At 62.1% G+C, this 15,723-nt stretch carries 13 protein-coding genes; 3 read left to right on the top strand and 10 right to left on the bottom strand.

Features of this window, described 5'->3' with window-relative positions:
• Window positions 1-129: 129 nt before the first annotated feature.
• From DESPIG_RS05565 to glpA, 3 genes are read right to left on the bottom strand one after another with little or no spacing between them, the layout of a single operon-like run.
• Window positions 130-1,350 carry an anaerobic glycerol-3-phosphate dehydrogenase subunit C gene (locus tag DESPIG_RS05565; RefSeq protein ID WP_050760273.1) on the bottom strand — a complete coding sequence of 407 codons (1,221 nt, stop codon included), beginning with the start codon at window positions 1,348-1,350 and terminating at the stop codon, window positions 130-132.
• A gap of 9 nt (window positions 1,351-1,359) precedes the next feature.
• Window positions 1,360-2,622, bottom strand: coding sequence for an anaerobic glycerol-3-phosphate dehydrogenase subunit GlpB (glpB, locus tag DESPIG_RS05560; RefSeq protein WP_040369321.1), 1,263 nt, complete (start codon window positions 2,620-2,622; stop codon window positions 1,360-1,362).
• On the bottom strand, window positions 2,606-4,213 hold the full coding sequence (gene glpA / locus DESPIG_RS05555; protein ID WP_040369320.1) for an anaerobic glycerol-3-phosphate dehydrogenase subunit GlpA: 1,608 nt from the start codon (window positions 4,211-4,213) through the stop codon (window positions 2,606-2,608). The genes glpB and glpA overlap by 17 nt, the downstream gene beginning before the upstream one ends.
• 248 nt (window positions 4,214-4,461) lie before the next feature.
• Between glpA and DESPIG_RS05550 the strand changes: the two genes are divergently transcribed.
• Together DESPIG_RS05550 and DESPIG_RS05545 are read left to right on the top strand one after the other, a co-directional pair.
• A complete protein-coding gene (locus DESPIG_RS05550) occupies window positions 4,462-5,232 on the top strand; it encodes an HAD-IIA family hydrolase (protein ID WP_040369319.1) in 771 nt (256 codons plus the stop codon).
• 68 nt (window positions 5,233-5,300) lie between these two features.
• Window positions 5,301-5,966 carry an HAD family hydrolase gene (locus tag DESPIG_RS05545; protein ID WP_040369318.1) on the top strand — a complete coding sequence of 222 codons (666 nt, stop codon included), beginning with the start codon at window positions 5,301-5,303 and terminating at the stop codon, window positions 5,964-5,966.
• A 215-nt stretch (window positions 5,967-6,181) separates the two neighbouring features.
• On the opposite strand, the gene DESPIG_RS05540 is transcribed toward DESPIG_RS05545, so the two are convergent.
• From DESPIG_RS05540 to DESPIG_RS05525, 4 genes are read right to left on the bottom strand one after another with little or no spacing between them, the layout of a single operon-like run.
• Complete coding sequence (locus DESPIG_RS05540; protein ID WP_006006022.1) at window positions 6,182-7,405, bottom strand: aspartate kinase; 1,224 nt, start codon at window positions 7,403-7,405, stop codon at window positions 6,182-6,184.
• A 25-nt stretch (window positions 7,406-7,430) separates the two neighbouring features.
• Entirely contained in the window at window positions 7,431-7,955 is a 525-nt protein-coding gene (gene tsaE / locus DESPIG_RS05535; protein ID WP_006006020.1) for a tRNA (adenosine(37)-N6)-threonylcarbamoyltransferase complex ATPase subunit type 1 TsaE, read from the bottom strand.
• Between the two features lie 15 nt (window positions 7,956-7,970).
• Window positions 7,971-9,545, bottom strand: a complete 1,575-nt coding sequence (locus DESPIG_RS05530) for an NAD(P)H-hydrate dehydratase (RefSeq protein WP_006006018.1) — start codon at window positions 9,543-9,545, stop codon at window positions 7,971-7,973.
• Window positions 9,546-9,547: 2 nt separating this feature from the next.
• The gene (locus tag DESPIG_RS05525; RefSeq protein WP_006006016.1) at window positions 9,548-9,919 is read right to left on the bottom strand and encodes a holo-[acyl-carrier-protein] synthase; all 372 of its coding nucleotides are present in this window, start codon (window positions 9,917-9,919) and stop codon (window positions 9,548-9,550) included.
• A gap of 112 nt (window positions 9,920-10,031) precedes the next feature.
• On the opposite strand from DESPIG_RS05525, the gene DESPIG_RS05520 reads away from it, so the two are divergent.
• On the top strand, window positions 10,032-11,366 hold the full coding sequence (locus DESPIG_RS05520) for a UDP-glucose dehydrogenase family protein (RefSeq protein ID WP_006006014.1): 1,335 nt from the start codon (window positions 10,032-10,034) through the stop codon (window positions 11,364-11,366).
• Between the two features lie 302 nt (window positions 11,367-11,668).
• Here DESPIG_RS05520 and DESPIG_RS05515 read toward each other — a convergent pair whose 3' ends face one another.
• The 3 genes from DESPIG_RS05515 to hemC form a co-directional block, all read right to left on the bottom strand.
• Window positions 11,669-12,256 carry a TetR/AcrR family transcriptional regulator gene (locus DESPIG_RS05515; RefSeq protein ID WP_006006010.1) on the bottom strand — a complete coding sequence of 196 codons (588 nt, stop codon included), beginning with the start codon at window positions 12,254-12,256 and terminating at the stop codon, window positions 11,669-11,671.
• Between the two features lie 77 nt (window positions 12,257-12,333).
• Window positions 12,334-14,775 (bottom strand): Lon protease family protein, encoded by a 2,442-nt coding sequence (locus tag DESPIG_RS05510; RefSeq protein WP_040369463.1) that lies wholly within the window; start codon window positions 14,773-14,775, stop codon window positions 12,334-12,336.
• Between the two features lie 5 nt (window positions 14,776-14,780).
• The gene (gene hemC, locus DESPIG_RS05505) at window positions 14,781-15,716 is read right to left on the bottom strand and encodes a hydroxymethylbilane synthase (RefSeq protein WP_006006006.1); all 936 of its coding nucleotides are present in this window, start codon (window positions 15,714-15,716) and stop codon (window positions 14,781-14,783) included.
• Between the last annotated feature and the right edge of the window lie 7 nt (window positions 15,717-15,723).

Below are 15,723 nucleotides of genomic sequence, written 5' to 3'. Positions count from 1 at the left end.
TTATAGCTTTAAGCTTTTTTGAACCTCCCGCCTAGCGGGAGGTTTTCTTTTCATACAAAAAGAGGCCCCTGCCATAAGCAGGGGCCTCTTCACTATATTGAGGGGGCTCCGGAAATTCCGAAACCCAAACTAACGGGCAGCTTCCAGCCAGCGCCGCAACACGGAAACAGGATGCATGCAATCTTTGCCGGAACCGTGTTTGATTTGGACACGGCAGGTGCCGCACTCAGAAGCAGCCACGGGCGCCGGGCTTTTGCGTACGGCATCAAAAAGGGCGGAGCCCACTTGCATGCCGATGGGATACTTTTCCTTCTTGAAGCCATAACTGCCCGAGATACCGCAGCAACCGGCATCGGCATTGCTGACATGCATACCGGGTAGAGCGCGGAGCAGATCGAGACCCGGCAGGCCGTTGCCCTGAGCGCGCAAATGACAGGGGGCGTGGTAGATGAGCTCGGAAGGAACCACAGAGCTGTCCACAGTTTTTTCGGGCAGCCGCAGTTCTCCCTTTTCCACGCAATCCAGGAGGAAAGCCTGAGCATCCAGCAGGGTTGTGGAGACGCCATCGATCATCAGGTCGGGATAGTATTCCGGCAAGTCGGAAGAGAACATCAACGCGCAGCTGGGACAACCGGTGATGACCGGGATGCCTTCCTTGCGCCAGCGCTGCAGTTCCGCGATATTCTTTTTGGCATTGGCGCGGGCGTCGTCCCAGAATCCGTTGGCGACCATGGGCAGGCCGCAGCAGACGAATTCCTTGGGAACGATGACATGATAGCCGGCCTGGTTCAGCACCCACACAAGATCGAGCCCGGTCTGCGGGTCGTAAACATCTAGATAGCAGCCGGGGAAAAGGACGACATACTTGTTGGTATGGGGCTGCCAGATTTTTTTCAGCTGCTGCCGGAAGCTCTTTTCGGCAAAGGCCGGCATAGGAGCTTTGGCAGAGATGCCCAGCTTGTCCAGCGCAAAGCGCGTCACGGGATTGAGCATGCCGAAGTTCTTCAGCTTGGCAGGCACGTAGCGCAGCAGCTTGGCCATCAATTCGCCGTGCCCAAGGATCCAGTCCCGCAGGGGCGGACGCTTTTTGCGGCACTGCTCGGCACGAGCCATCATATTCAGGCTGGAGACCGGGACGCCCTGGGGGCAGGCGATGTCGCAGTTCTTGCAGTTGGCGCAATAGTGCAGGGATTCTTCTTCGGCAAGACCCAGCAGGCGAAAGCGCTCATAGGCGGGACCGATCATGCGGGGGCCAAGGAAGTTCGTGGTGGCCTGGGCCACCGGGCACTGTACCACACAGGTGGTGCAGGCGATACAGGCATCAGGATTGGGATGTTTGAGAGCCATCATGCACCTGCCTTACACACATTGGGCGGCATACCAGGCCGTGGCCAGGGCCACGCCGTTACCGCTTTTTTCAGTAGCGAAGTCATAGCCGCCCAGCGAGCGGCCCACAAAACGGACATTGTCCAGCAGCACCGAGCCTTCTTCGGAGCAGGGACGCAGCTGTGCATCGACGCGGACGCGCAGGGTGGCGAAAGCATGGCGGGCAAAGACGTTTTCTTCCGACCAGTCAGAAGGATCGGCGGAAGGCATCTCGCCATTTTCCAGACAGAGCGGCAGCTGGAAAATGCTTTCCTGCATCTTGCCGGGCTCAGCCTCGAAGCCGTCGCCCATGAAGCCGCCGGTAGCCACGATGATCTGGTCAGCAGTATAGACGTGTTCGTGGTCGAGACCGGAGGTGACCACGCCACGGCAATGCCCGTCCGCGACGTCGGCACGGATCACCGTCGTATTTTCCAGCAGGGTGACATCCAGTTCGCGCAGGGCGTTCAGAAGGCAGGTGCGCAGGCGCAGGCCGCTGACTCCCGGAGGGATGGAAAGCATTTCCACCACCGGGCAATCCAGCAGTTCCACCAGTTTTTTCCAAAGGAAGTTGCGCACGCCGCACACAGGCGGCAGCAGGATGAGATCCTGCCGGCCACAGGCTTTTTTCAGGGCATCGGCCAGCCAGAAAACACCCTCGGGGCGATCCACATAGCGGGCCAGATCCAGAGCCGTAATATTGCGATGCGTCTTGCCCAGCGGCGAGGGCAGGACGACTTCGGTGAACTCGATGCTCCTGAGAGCAGGATAACGGAGGAACTGCTTGATGATCAGATTGGGCTGGCAGTCGCGCAAACCCCCGATGGTGACCACGGCAACTCTTTTGGCCTTCAGCAGCAGATCGCCGTCGGCGCTGGCCGGGCACAGGCCGCTCGGCTTGAGGGTACCCATGATGCTGGGGACCAGGCGATTGTTCTCTTTCATGGGCAGCAGGGACAGGCCCTGAGCGGCACAGACTTCTTCCAGGAAAGAGCAGGCTTCAGCCACGCGATCGCGTCCCAGCAGGCGATAGGGATGGGTCTCGGGCAAGGATTCGATGGCATCCAGCGGATGGCCGGAAACAGCTTGGCCGTTGACATAGCCCAGGATGTCCACGCAACCGCTGCCGATGGCCAGCGCTCCCACGCCCCGGGAAAGGACAGTGACCTTGCGGCCGCGCCGGGCAGCGGCAAGGGCCGCCACAAGGCCGGACATGCCGGCGCCGATAACCAGGACGTCGCTATTTCTTTTGTTCATTGCCGGCTCCATCCAGATTGAGGGTGGCCGCGTAGATGGCACGCCCCAGTTCGATTTCTTTCAGCTGCTTGCCCCACAGGGCCGGGCGCAGACCACGCCAGCGTTCCTGCAGGAATTGGGAGACGTCTTCCGTGGGCGAGAATGCCAGCGGCACATTGCGTTCGGTCAGGGCGCCGATGGCGCGCAGGGAACAGAAGGTGCCCTGGCAGGTGCCCATGCCCAGGCGGGTACGCAGGCGGACGTCGTGCAGGGAGTGGGTGGCAGGATCGCGGGCCACATATTCCACTTCAGCCATGCTGACCATCTCGCATTCGCACAGCAGCTCGTTGTCCGTTTCGGAGGCAGCCTTTTCCACCACGTCGGCAAACGTGCTGCCCAGACGGTCGGCGGCAAGGACGGCACCATTGAGCGGGAAGACTTTGGCAGCTTTCTGCATCAGCTCGGGGGAAGGATCCTCCATGATGGGTTCTTCCGCCGTACGGCAGGGCTCGTTGTTGCCGAGGTAGCGGCAGACAAGGTCGCTCATGCGCTCCGCCATCAGACGGTAGGTGGTCAGTTTGCCGCCAAAGATGCTGGCCATGCCTTCCAGACCGTCCTGCTTGTGGTCCACGATGTGGAAATTGCGGCTGGCGGCACGACCCACGGCATTGTTGGGCGTGTAGAGCGGGCGCGTACCGGCAAAGGCACGCAGGATGCGGTACGAGCGCAGGTCGGGGAACAGGGGCTCGCCGATGTCCAGCAGGCGCAGGACATCTTCGGTCGTGGGGGTATTGTTGTCCGGGCGGTCAGTAGGCGTCGACGTGGTCCCCAGGATGGTGATGGAACCGTGCGGGACGAAGATGTCGCCGTCGGAGCTTTTGTGCAGGCGGTTGACCACGCGCGACGTGAAGCGGTGGTTGAAGACGATCAGCGTCCCGCGGTCGGGCGACACGCTGACATCCAGACCCGCCAGATGGGCGATCTGCCCGGACCAGGAGCCGGCGGCATTGACCACATATTCACAGGCGATGTCCAGCTCTTCGCCAGTGATGCGGTTGCGGGCCGTGACGCCCGTGACCTTGCCGTTGCTCTGCTTGATGGCGATGACTTCGTGATAGGTGAGGATGTCACCGCCGTAGCGCCGGGCGCACAGGGCATTGTGCCAGACCAGGCGGAAGCCGTCGACGCAGGAATCCGGCACGCGGTAAACAGAGCAGATATTGGGGGCCAGGTTGGGCTCCAGCCGCCGGGCTTCGGCCACATCGATGCGCTCGGCGGTGATGCCCGCACGGGCACAGGCTTCGACCCAGCCGGGTTCGAAGGCCGGGTCGTCCAGTTTGGTACGGACGAAAAAGCCTTCGGTCTCTTCCACACACTGCTTGCCGATACGGCGCAGGATCATGTTTTCTTCGATGCATTCCCGGGCGGATTCGCTGTCACTGACAGCGTACCGGGCGCCGCTGTGCAGCAGGCCGTGGAAGCGGGAGCTCGTGCCGTGGGCCAGCCCCCCCTGTTCCAGCAGCAGGGCGGGTACGCCGCGCATGCTCAGGTCGCGCAGAATGCCGATACCTGTCGCACCACCGCCAATGATGATCACTGTGGTTTCTTTCACGCTGTCCTCCGCTCACAGGAGCGACAATTATAGCTTTGGAATCTTCGTTTGCGAAAGTTATACGGGGAAGTCGTCCCTTTCCTCTACTTACAGGACATTGTTGTGTCAAGATGGGCAAGAGGCGGGAAAAACGCCGCTTGCAGCAGGCCATCGGCCTGTGTAGAATCCCGGCACGGCGGCGGGTGCCGGACGGGGGCGCCACGGTTTTGCCGTCATTTTTTTCATTTTTGAAACTTGGGGGACACGGCATGCGGCTTCCTGACAAACGTTGCATCGTTCTGGACATGGATGGTACCATCTATATGGGGGACAATCCCATCGAGGGGGCCGTGGCCTTTGTGCAGCGGCACTGGGAAGATGTGGATTTCTTCTTCCTGAGCAACAATACCTCCAAGGCGCCGGAGACCTACATCAAAAAGCTGAACGGCATGGGCATCCCCGCCCGCAGGGAGCAGCTGCTCTCGCCGGTGACGCCGCTGGTGGCTTTTTTGAAGGCGGAAGGCATCCACACGGCGTATGTGGTCGGTAACCGGGATTTCGTCTCCGACCTGCGCCAGCGCATGCCCGAGCTGAAACAGCAGGAAGAAGGCGCGCAGGCCGTCATCCTGGCCTATGACACGGAACTGACCTACGAAAAACTGTCACGCTCCGCGCTGTTGCTGCAAAAAGACGATGTCCGTTTCCTGGCTACGCATCCTGATCTGGTCTGTCCGTCCCCGGAAGGTCCCCTGCCGGACGTGGGCAGCTTTCTGGCTCTCTATGCCACCGCCACAGGCAGAAGGCCGGAACGCATCTTCGGCAAGCCGGATGCGACCCTGCTTTCCGGCCTGTTGCAGCGCTATGCGCCGGAAAACATGCTGATGGTGGGCGACAGGCTTTCCACCGACAAACTGCTGGCCGAGAATGCCGGCATCGATTTCCTGCTGGTTTTGAGCGGGGAAGCCCGGCGTTCCGATCTGCCCGGACTGGAGCGCCAGCCGACCCTGGTGCTGGATCACCTGGGACTGCTTGACCAGTAGGCCGCAAGAGGCGATAGTAATAAAAACGTCCGACAGCATTTTTCGTAGTCGCAAACCCCGGTATGCCTATGGCCCATACTTCCTTCTTTTTCGATCTTGACGGCACCATCACCGATTCCAAGCAGGGCATCATCAATTCCGTTCTGTACTCTCTGAACCATTTCGGGATCAGGGCCAGTGCGGACAGTCTGCTGTTCTTTATCGGCCCGCCGCTCAAGCAATCCTTTGCCCGTTATTTCCCGGGAGACAGCGCCCGTGTCACGCTGGCGGTGGAAAAATACCGCGAATACTTCCGGCGGCAGGGGATGTTTGAAAATCAGGTCTATCCCGGGGTTCCCCAGATGCTGGAGCGTCTGATCGAGCAGGGACACCGCATCCATCTGGCCACATCGAAGCCGGAAGTGTTCGCCCGGCAGATCCTGGATCATTTCCAGTTGAGCCGTTACTTCTCCTTTGTGGCCGGTGCCGAGCTGAACGGGGCCCGCAACGACAAGGTCGATGTACTGCGTTACGCCCTTCAGGAAACGGGCGCCGATGTATCCCATTCCTTGATGGTGGGGGACAGGTTCCATGACGTGGTCGGCGGGCACGCCGTGGGCATGAAGACCGTGGGCGTGCTGTACGGGTACGGGAGCCGTCAGGAGCTGGAGTCCGTCCATGCTGACTATATCTGCCAGAGCATGACGGATCTGCAGACGACCCTGCTGGCCCTTGGGGCCGAGATGCGCCACTAGGACGACGCCATCCCTCAATGGTAAAAAAGAATGGTCGGTGCCGTTGCGGCAGGCAGCGTTTCGCGGAAAGGAGCTTTCCTACGGTAACGTTTTGTGCAGACCATTCGCATGAGTAAAGAAAAAGCCCGGTATCACAGGATACCGGGCTTTCTTATCGTATGGGGCATATTGCCGGCGGATGGCCGGGGCCGGTCAGCCGGCAGGCAGGAGCTGAACTAGTTGATGTCCCAATCCAGGCCGAAGGTATCGTGCAGGATGCGCACGGCCAGTTCCACGTACTTTTCCTGGATCAGGATGGTGATCTTGATCTCGGAGGTGCTGATCATCAGGATGTTGATGCCTTCCTGGGTCAGGGCGGAGAAAGCACGGGCGGCCACGCCGGAATGGTTGCGCATGCCGACACCGATGGCGGAGACCTTGGCCACGTTGACGTCGGAGACCACGTCGGTGGCGCCGGTGCGTTCCTTCACTTCTTCCATGATGGCCAGGGTCTGCTTGAGATCCTTGCGGGAGATGGTGAAGGTCATGTCGGTATGGCCGTCAAGGCTGGTGTTCTGGACGATCATGTCCACCAGCACGCCCTTTTCGGAAAGGGGGCCGAAGATGGCGGCGGCCACGCCGGGCACGTCGGGAAGGTCGTGCAGGGTCACACGAGCCTGGTCCTTATCATAGGCAATGCCGGAAACAAGAACAGCTTCCATGCTGGAGTCCTCCTGGGTAACGAGCGTGCCGGGGTCGTCGGAAAAAGTGGAGCGGACGCGCACAGGCACTTTGTACTTCTTGGCAAATTCCACGGAACGGATGTGCAGCACCTTGGCGCCCATGCTGGCCATTTCCAGCATTTCTTCATAGGCGACACGATCCATCTTGCGGGCGCTGGAGCAGATGTTGGGGTCGGTGGTATAGACGCCGTCCACATCCGTGTAGATCTCGCATTCCACCGAACCCAGGGCGGCAGCCAGGGCAACGGCCGAAGTATCGGAGCCGCCGCGGCCCAGAGTGGTGATGCGCTGGGACTCCGTGCACCCCTGGAAACCGGCGACCACCAGCACGTCGTACTCATCCAGATAGCTGCGCAGGCGCTGGCTGTCGATGGATTCGATACGCGCATTGCCGTGATCGTCATCGGTAATGATGGGGATCTGCCATGCCAGCAGGGAGCGGGCACGGATGCCCGCGTCTTTGAGCAGCATGGTGAAGAGCGCGATGGAGACCTGTTCCCCGGTGGAGACCAGAGAATCACATTCCGCCGGATCCGGGGTGGAGGACCACTCGGAGGCCAGGGCCAGCAGACGGTTGGTCTCGCCCGAACGGGCGGAAAGCACGACCACCATCTTGTAGCCCTTGTTCAACCCGGCCTGCACTTTTTCGCGCACTTTCTTCATGCACTCCAGGTTTGCCACTGAAGTGCCACCGAATTTTTGAACTAAGATTTTCATGCCAGATTCCATTGATGCACCTGTCTCACGAAAAAAGGGGCAGATCCGTCCGGGAGCCGTGCCGTCCGGATGTGGTCCAGGCTGTATGCAGCTCCTGCGCCAGAGCCTGAGACGCCTGCCCATGCGCCATTACCGTCAGGAATCGTCCTTTTTCGCATGACTCCAGCCGGATGTCCAGAAATTCCTTGGGTAGGGCCGCTTCGGGGATGTACTGGGCCCATTCCACGATGCAGATGCCTGCATCGGCGTCCAGCGCGTCCCAGACTTCGTCGGGAAGGGATGCCGGGCAACGGTAAAGGTCGCAGTGCAGGACCGGCGGGCAGGTGGGATAATTGTTGCAAATGGTGAAGGACGGACTGGAGATCTCGGCCTGGTCGCCACCCGGCAGGGCCGCGACAAAGGAGCGGGTCAGGGTCGTTTTGCCGCTGCCCAGATCCCCTTGCAGGAGCAGGGCGCGCACCTGGGGGGCATTTTGCATCATGCCGGCCAGCAAGGTGCCGAGGCAGGCGGTATCGTCCAGGGATTCGAGCAGAAAGGTGAAGGCATCCATAGCGGGGCTATCCGGTTAGAGGGTCATGGCCTGGGGCAGGGCATCGGCCAGTTCGCCGGCCACATTGCCCCGGCGGGGATGGGTGCGGGCCAGTATCCGGCCGGCGGCGGCATGCAGCGCCACTGCCAGGCAGGCTGCCTGATGGGCCGATCGGGGGCTTTCCTGCAGTCGGGCCAGCAGGGCCGCGGCACAACCGGCCAGTACGTCGCCGGAACCGCCCATGGCCAGCTGGGGAACATCCAGAGGACTGAGGCCCGTGGGGCAGTCTCGCTGGCCGACCAGCGTCCCCGCACCCTTGAGGACGACGGCGGACGGGACGATCGCACACAGAGCGTTCAGGGCTGCCATCCTGTCCTGCTGAATGGTGTTGCCCGGGCAGTGGAGCAGGGCCGCGGCCTCGCCGGGATGCGGCGTCAGGATGTCCCCGGGGCCAAGGGACGCCAGCAGGGCGGGATCCTCTGCCAGCAGCATCAGGGCGTCGGCATCGAACACGCAGGCCGGACGTCCCGGCTCTTTCAGGAGAGCCGCCAGGAAAGCATGGCTGTCTTCCCCACGCCCCATGCCGGGGCCGATGACCACGGCCCGGCACTGGTGCAGGCGTTGCCGCAGGGCGTCCGGGAGCTGCGCAGGCCAGTCCCTGTTCCCGGGATCGCCCAGGGGCAGGGTCATGATCTCGGGCCAGCCCATGCGTACCTGATCCTCTCCGGCGGCGGGCATGGCTGCCGTGACCAGGCCGGCACCGGTGCGCAGGGCCCCCCGGGCCGCCAGATGTCCCGCACCGCACATGCCGGGGCGTCCTCCCATGACGAGGATATGCCCGTAAGTGTTCTTGTAGCTCGCGGCCGTCATGGCAGGCAGCAGGGCCAGGGCCCGGCTGTCCAGAAGGCGGAAGGAGCAGGGCCCTTTTTCCCGGACTTTGGCGGGCATGGCAATGGGGCCCACATGACATTCCCCGGTGTATGGACGGGCCCACGGCAGCATCAGGCCGGGCTTGGCGGCGGCGAAGCTGACCGTCATATCCGCCCTGACGGCATCGGGGCAGGGCAGGCCGCTGGTGGCATCCAGTCCTGACGGCACGTCCAGGGACAGGATCAGCGGCCGGGGAGAAAGTTCGTTCACGAAGGAGACCAGACGAAGAACATCGTCACGCAGCTGGCCTGAAAAGCCCGTCCCCAGCAGGCCGTCCACAACGATATCGGGGTGGGGCAGGGCCCGGGAAGGCTCCGTCAGCGCGCCTACCGGCAGGAAGGGGACACCACAGGACCGGGCCGCCTGGAGATGATAGGCCGTCTCGTTCCGGTAATGGTCGAGAGGCCGGGTGTGGAAAACATGCGGGCAGGCGCCGGCGTCAAGCAGATAGCGGGCAAGGCAGGCGGCATCGCCGCCATTGTTGCCACTGCCCATGAACAGCCAGATTTGCTTTCCCGCAAGCCGGGGGCACAGGGTGCCCAGCTGGTGGAATGCCGCGGCCGCGGCATTTTCCATCAGGATTTCCGGCAGGATGCCCAGTTCCACGGCCTGTCTGTCCCATTGCTGCATCTCGTGCGGCAGGGGCAGCGGCGGCAGTGCGGACCACCATTCCCTGTTCATCGTCAGGCCTCCAGTACGACAACCGCGGCTGCCGTGGTTCGTTCATGGGTGATGGATACATGGATATGGCGCACGCCCAGTTGCCGGGCACGCTCCAGGGCCGGGCCGGTGAAGCGCAGCTCCGGCTTGCCCGTCGGCGTGGGCAGGATCTCGATATGGCGGGGGCCGATCCCCAGGCTGAAGCCGCAGCCAAGCGCCTTGACGGCCGCCTCTTTGGCAGCCCAGCGCCCTGCCACGAAGGCAGGACGCAACTCCGGGCAGGCCTCCTGCTCGGCAGGCGCGAGGATCCTGGCGGCAAAACGGGTGCCGTGGCGTTGCAGGGCACGTTCCATGCGCCCTATATCGGTCAGGTCCATCCCCAGTCCAACCAGCATATCCGCCCCCGGAGTTGAAGCTCAAGAAAAAAAAGGCTATACTGCGCACTCGATTGATTTGTTTTGACGTTATCACTGTCGGGCGTCAAGAGCGCCCCAAGGGAGAAAACATATGAAATTGTGTATCGTCGGCACCGGCTATGTGGGTCTGGTGAGCGCCGCCTGCTTCGCTGAAATGGGCAACTCCGTGACCTGCATCGATGTCAACAAGGATGTTGTGGCCCGCCTGAATGCCGGCTCCGTGCATATTTTCGAGCCCGGACTGGAACCCATGGTGCGCCGCAGCCATGCCGATGGCCGCCTGAAGTTCACCACCAGCCTGGCGGAAGGCCTGGTGGGCGCCGACTGCGCCTTCATCTGCGTGGGTACCCCTCCCGGAGAAGACGGTTCCTGCGACCTGCATTATGTGGAGCAGGTGGCTCGTGAGATCGGCCGTACCATGGAAAACGATCTCATCGTGGTGGACAAGTCCACGGTACCGGTGGGTACTGCCGACCGTGTGCGCGCCATCATCACCGAAGAACTGGCTGCCCGCGGCAAGAATTTCGATTTCGAAGTGGTCTCCAACCCCGAGTTCCTGAAGGAAGGCGACGCCATCTCCGACTTCATGAAGCCTGACCGCGTGGTCATCGGTACGTCGTCGGACAAGGCCGCTGCCGTCATGCGCGAACTGTACGCGCCCTTTGCCCGTACCCGTGACAAAGTGATCGTCATGGGCATCCGCAGCGCCGAGATGACCAAGTATGCCGCCAACTGCATGCTGGCCACCAAGATCTCCTTCATCAACGAGATCGCCACCATTTGCGAACGCGTAGGCGCTGACGTGCGCGACGTGCGCAACGGCATCGGTTCTGACAGCCGTATCGGTTACCAGTTCATCTATCCCGGTGTGGGGTACGGCGGTTCCTGCTTCCCCAAGGACGTGAAGGCCCTGATCCACACGGCCGAAGCCGCCGGTATGGAGCCCAAGCTGCTCAATGCCGTGGAAGCCGTGAACGCCCGCCAGAAGCTGCACATGGCCGAGCGCATCAAGGAATACTTTGCGCCGCAGGGCGGTGTGAAGGGCAAGACCCTGGCCCTGTGGGGCCTGGCCTTCAAGGCCAACACCGACGACATGCGTGAAGCCGCTTCTATCAACATCATCAACGCCCTGACCGAAGCCGGCATGAAAGTGCGGGCTTTCGACCCCGTGGCGGCCGACAACGCCCGCCGTATCTTCCAGGACAACCCCCTGGTGGAGATCGTGGACGATCAGTACGGCGTGTGCGATGGCGCCCAGGCGCTGCTGGTGGTGACGGAATGGAACCAGTTCCGCAATCCTGACTTTGACCGTATCAAGTCCCTGCTGACCGCGCCGCTGCTCTTTGACGGCCGCAACCTCTACTCTCCCGCCGCCATGGGGAGCCGTGGTTTCGCCTACTTCTGCATCGGCCGTCGCGCCGACTAGCAAACCGACCCAAGATCAGCCGAGGGCCTGTCCTGTAAAGGGCAGGCCCTTTTTTTGTCAGGATGTACTCAGGATGAGTGCAGCATGAGGGAACGGCCTTGCGGAGAAGGGCTGCCGTGCGAAGATCTGAAAGATCTTGCGGGCCGCAACAGCATAGGCCACCAGGCAGGCCATAGGGGAGCAGTCCCGGCACGGAGGGGCGTTTTTCCCCTGCATAAGCGAGCGCTTCTGAAGTAGAAAATAAAAAGATCCCCGGCAGCACGCTGCCGGGGATCTTGCTTGAAGCGGAGGAGGAAGAAGGACTAGTTCTTGCGGATGGAGCGGGAGACGAAGTCTAGGGTCTCGTCATAGAGCTCCGGCAGGGCATAGGGGGTCAGCACACGGGTACGGTTGGCACCCACCATCAGGGAGATGATGACCTGCGCCGTGGCCTTGCTGTCCACATTGACGATGCTGCCGTCCCGGATGCCGCGCTGGATCTGTTCTTCCAGTTCACGATGCACCTGGGCGAACATGGAATCCATCTGTTCCCTGTCCGTCTTGGTCTTCATATCGCTGTACGGAGAGCAGCGCACCAGCACCAGCCAGTTGGAGTCCTTATCCACAGAGAAGTCCAGGTAGGCCTTGCAGAAGTGCATGACGGCGTCATAGCCGCAGGCCGCATCGGCCGTGGCCTGACGCAGCTTGACCAGAAAATGTTCCAGCACATCAAGTCCCGAGGCCAGGAACAGTTTTTCCTTATTGCCATAGTGGTGCGTCAGCAGTCCAAGGGCCACACCAGCCCGGTCGGAAATCTTCTTGAAAGTGGTCTCCACATAGCCACATTCACCAAAAAGTTCCTTGGCGGCCTGGAGCAGGGCTTCTTTTTTATTTTTTGCAGTCATGGTCATTGCGGGGGTTAAGCGTCTTTTTCACAATCGGCCAGAACTGTTTACTCGCTCAATGAAGGCAAGTCAATGCATGACGCCTATCCTTTACGCGTCCGGCGGAAGGAGTTCTGGGCATAGTCGCCCAGCCGTTCCAGACGGCGGTCCACCATATCGTAAAGGCTGCCGGGCGTGAACGTATCGTCCTTGCGGCGGCGTCCCACGGGCAGGCCCGTGAGCAGGGTCAGGGCCTCCTCGATGCTGCGGACAGGATAGATGGCGAACTGCCCCTTTTCCACGGCCTGGAGCACGTCCGGGGAGAGCATCAGATGATCCACGTTGTCGTGGGGGATGATGACCCCCTGGCTGCCGGTGAGGCCATGCCGTGCACAGACCTTGAAGAAACCTTCGATCTTTCGCGTCACGCCGCCCACGGCCATGATCTGCCCGGAATGGCTGACCGCACCCGTGAAGGCCAGGTCGAGCCGTACGGGGACATCGGCCAGGGCAGAGAGCAGGGCCACCAGCTCCGCACCGGAGGCGGAGTCGCCTTCGATGCCCGCGTAGCTTTGCTCAAAGTAAAGCGATCCAGCCAGGACCAGCGGCTTTTTGCGGGCGAAGAGGTTGGTCAGGTAACTTTTGAGGATCATCATGGCCTTGGTGTGGATGGGGCCGCCCAGTTCGGCTTCCCTTTCCAGGTCGATGATGCCTTCATGGCCCACGCCCACGGTACAGGAAATGCGGTGGGGCAGGCCGAATTCGAAATCACCGTAGCCGGTGACGGACAGGCCGTTGACTTGGCCGATGGCGCTGCCCGACGTACAGACCTTGATCATCTCGCGGTCGTACTCTTCCATGAAGATCTCTTCCACCAGGTTGGCCCGGTAGGTACGCGCGGCATAGGAGCGCTCCATGATGTCGCCGGTGACGACCTCGGCGCCTTCCATGCCCGCCAGGGCATCCCCTTCGATCATCTGTTCGCGCAACAGCGGGAACTTGAGCGACAGACGGCGCTGGTCCTCGCAAAGGTGCGAGCCCAGGTCCACCAGCCAGGCCAGGGCCGTGCGGTCAAAAGGCCGCAGACCGGACTCTTCCGCGATGCGGGCGATGACCGACAGATAGAAACGGACACCGGCGGCATTGCGATCCATGCGTTCGGCCATCTGTGCCTTGATACGGAACAGCTTGGCGAAACGGTCTTCATTGAGGACCAGAGCTTCGTACAGATCTTCCGTGCCGATGAGCACGACCTTGAGATCCAGCTTCAGGGGCTCGGGATTGATGCCCTTGGTACGGATGGCGGCATCCGGGGTCTCCGCGCCGTCCTCGATGCGCAGGGAATTGGCTCGCAGGGCCCGCAGCAGGCCTTCCCAGGCGTTGGGATGCTGCAGCAGGTCTTCCGCCCGCAGGACGAGGAAGCCGCCGTTGGCCTTGTGCAGGCTCCCGGCCCGTACGAGGGTGAAGTCCGTCACTAGGGCGCCCAGTTCCGATTCCCGTTCGATACAGCCCAGCAGGTTGGATGACGTCGGATGGTCTTCCACCACGATGGGGGCACCGCTGAGCTCGCTGTTGTCCACGAAGACGTTGACGTCATAGCGATACAGCGGATCGCCCTGCGGGGGCAGGGGCGCATGGGGGACATCCGGGCCGGACTGGCCGGCCTCCCGGGGCAGGAAGGCCTCGGTGTTCTTCAGGATGTCCGCGCGCAGGCTGGCAAAGTACTGTTCCAGAGCCTCGCTCTGGCAGGCCTTGAGCAGCTTCTTTTGAGCCGGGAGCAGCAGGGCGTCCAGCACTTGGGCCATGACGGTCTGTTCCAGATTGCGTTCGTCGTCGTGGAAGCTCTCTTCGGCCTTGCTCAACTGGCGCATGAAGCTGGCCATGCTCTGGACAAGGGTCTCACCACGCCGCTTGAGGGTCATGCGCAGGCTGTCGTCCAGATGTTCGAATTCTTCCTCGCTCAGGCGCTTGCCCTTGACCAGGGGGTACAGGGTCAGGCTGCCGCCTTCGTCCATGTCGAGATGGAAGCCCTTGTGCTGGGCCACGGAGGTCATCTTGCTCAGCAGGCCGCTGCGGACCTTCTGGAAGCTGTCCACCAGCCGGGCACGCTGCTTGACGAAGGGCGCGGCTTCGAAGCGGCGGGGCAGTTCGTGCAGGATGGCATCCACGGTGGAGGTCACGCACTGCTTGAACTTCTTGCCCTGACCGGCAGGCAGGGAAAGCAGGCGCGGCCGGTCGGGGTCATCGAAGTTGTGGACATAGACCAGGTCCGGCGGCGTCGGCCGTTTGCGGGCCTGCGGGCCAAGGTAGGAGAGCAGGGTATAGCTGCGCCCCAGATTGGCATCGCCGGAAACATAGACATTATAGCCACAGGCCCTGATGTTCAGGGCCATGTCCAGAGCCTGCATGGCGCGAGGCTGGAAAGCGTTGCGGCTGCCCGCCCCGTTGCGGGGCAAAGGGATCTCCCGGCTGTCCTGCCAGGGGATGCGTTCGGGATCGAACGTCGCGTGCAGTCGCGATGTGGGCAGAGGAAGGATCTTGGGCATCATTACTACCGGTTTTCAGCATACAGACGGTCAAGGATGTCCTTGCCGCCCTTGTCCAGAAGATGACGGGCCAGAGCAAAGCCCGTTTCGCGTGCCGTGGCGGCCGTACCTTCCTGCTGTTCACGCAGGATGACGCTGCCGTCCACTTCGGCCACCAGACCGTCAAGGATGAAGCGGTCGTCGTCCAGCATCTCCGCATGGCCGGCGATGGGCACCTGGCAGCCGCCGTCCAGACCGGCCAGGAAACCGCGTTCGGCTTCCACGCAGATGCGGGTGGGGCGGTGTTCCATGCGGGACAGCAGCTCCAGTACTTCGCCGTCATCACCACGGCATTCGATGCCCAGGGCACCCTGGCCCACGGCGGGCACGAAGGAGGCCGCTTCGAAATGGTGCATGCGGTCCGCGGAAAGGCCCAGGCGCTTGAGCCCGGCGGAGGCCAGCACGATGGCGTCGTACTCGCCTTCCTTCATCTTGCGCAGGCGGGTGTCCACATTGCCGCGCAGGGAAAGGATCTCCAGGTCGGGGCGCAGGTTGAGCAGCTGGGCCTGGCGGCGCAGGCTGCTGGTGCCCACGCGGGCCCCCGGGGGCAGCTCGTCCAGTGAGCCGTAGCGGTTGGAGAGCAGGCAGTCCACGCAGATCTCACGCTGGGGCACGCAGCCCAGGACGAGGCCTTCGGGCAGGACCATGGGCACGTCCTTGATGCTGTGCACGGCCAGGTCGGCGGAACCGTCCAGCAGGGCTTCCTCGATCTCCTTGACGAACAGGCCCTTGCCGCCCACCTTGGACAGGGGGACATCCAGGATGATGTCGCCGCGGGTCTTGATGACGCGCAGGCTGATGTTCAGGCCGGGTTCCAGGGACTCAAGGCAGGCTTTGACGTGTTCGGCCTGCCAGAGGGCCAGCTGACTGCCGCGGGTGGCGATGACGAGATTTTTGCGCATGGCGTCT

This window comes from Desulfovibrio piger ATCC 29098, assembly GCF_000156375.1.
Classification (GTDB): Bacteria; Desulfobacterota; Desulfovibrionia; order Desulfovibrionales; family Desulfovibrionaceae; genus Desulfovibrio; species Desulfovibrio piger.
This window is presented reverse-complemented; position numbering and strand designations above follow the sequence as displayed.